Origin of the sequence: Pontibacter silvestris (assembly GCF_020907275.1) — a bacterium.
Taxonomy (GTDB): Bacteria; Bacteroidota; Bacteroidia; order Cytophagales; family Hymenobacteraceae; genus Pontibacter; species Pontibacter silvestris.
This window is the reverse complement of sequence record NZ_JAJJWI010000073.1, coordinates 1-1626: the sequence shown is the minus strand read 5'-3', so window position 1 is coordinate 1626 and position 1626 is coordinate 1. Positions and strand designations below refer to the sequence as shown.

At 65.3% G+C, this 1626-nt stretch carries 1 protein-coding gene; it reads right to left on the bottom strand.

The features are described from left to right. Nucleotides 1-94: 94 nt before the first annotated feature. Nucleotides 95-1626: ATP-binding protein (locus LN995_RS21565; RefSeq protein ID WP_229963165.1), on the bottom strand; the 1532-nt coding region annotated here is incomplete at its 5' end.

The window sequence follows — 1626 nt, the reverse complement described above, 5'->3', positions numbered from 1 at the left end:
CATAGATCAAAAGGGTGTTTCTTTGGTAAGCTGCTCAGCTGCTGGCGGGGCTGGCGCCTCCCCAGCATCCGCCGTTCATGGCGGTACCAGCCCCTCAGGCAGGCACCGCCTCCCCCGCCGCTGACCTGCGGCTCTCCGCCAGGTGATGCGACAGCCGCTCGTAGAGCTCCTGCGGAACGAAAGGCTTGGTCAGGTAGTCGTTCCCCCCAACAGACAGGATACGGACACGCTCCTCCTCGCTCGCGTTCGCCGTCAGCGCCACAACAGGCATCCCCAGCCCCAGGCGACGCATCTCCTCGATCGCCTCAAAGCCGCTCATCCCCGGCATGTGCAGGTCCATCAGCACCAGGTCGTAGGGACGGCTAAGCACCTTCTCCAGCGCCTCCTCCCCGTCCCCTGCCGTGTCAACGTCCGCCTCCCAGCCTACCAGAAGCTTGCTGGCCACCATCTTGTTGATCGCGTTGTCGTCGATGACCAGCACCCGTGCGTCCCGAAGCGCCCCGCGCCCCGCCACAACTGACGCCGGAAGGCTCCCCAGCGAAGGCTCCGGACGCGCGTACCGAAGCCGGACAGTGAACTCTGAGCCGACCCCCGGCTCGCTCCGAAGACGGATGCTCCCCCGGTGAAGCTCCACAATCTTCTTGGTGATGGCAAGGCCAAGGCCCGTGCCCCCGTACTGCCGGTGCGTAGAGGCGCTCGCCTGAACGAAGCTCTCGAAGATCGACTCCTGACGATCCGCAGGGACACCCACCCCCGTGTCCGAGACGGTGAACTCCAGCACCCAGTCCCGGTCCGACTGGTAGGCCACGTCCACCGAGATGCTCACCCTGCCCCGCTCGGTGAACTTGATGGCGTTGCTGGCAAGGTTGTTCACGATCTGCGTCAGCCGCGCAGGGTCCCCGCACACCTCATCCGGGGCACCAGGGTCCACCGACAGCACGAAGCCCAGCCGCTTCTCCGAGGCCCGCAGCTGCAGGGAGCGGTGGATGCCCTTCAGCAGGTCCCGCAGACGGAAGTTAACACGCTCCAGCTCTATCTTGCCCGCCTCCATGCGAGAGAAGTCCAGCGTGTTGTTGATCAGGGACAGCAGGTTCTGAGACGAAAAGTGGATCGCGTTCAGGTTCTCACGTGGCTCCCCGCTAACCTCCTCCCCCTGCAGCAGCAGGTGCGTCAGCCCCATGATCGCGTTGAGCGGCGTGCGGATCTCGTGGCTCATGAGCGAGACGAACTCTGACTTGGCCCGGGCAGCTCCGACGGCGGCCTCACGCTCCGCTCGCAGCCGCGACTCCACCTCATGCCGCTCCGTCACCTCCTGCACCGTGCCCACCACCCGCGCAGGGCCCGCTGCACGACCCCGAAGCCGAAGCCAACGGTCCCCCACCGGCAATACCTCATCCAGCTCCCCCGAGCCGGAGAGCAGCTGCCCCCAGGCAAGCCCCAGCCTCTCCCGCTCAGCAGCTCCGAAAGGAGAGGTAAGGGAAGAAAACCCTCCAGAGGAAGACCCCTGCGGAAGCCCCAGCAGCAGACCCGCATGCGGCGTGTACTCAACATGGCCCCCTGACAAATCAACGCTCCAGCTACCGATGCCACTCAATGACTCCGTCTCAAGCCATAAACTCCCAGCAC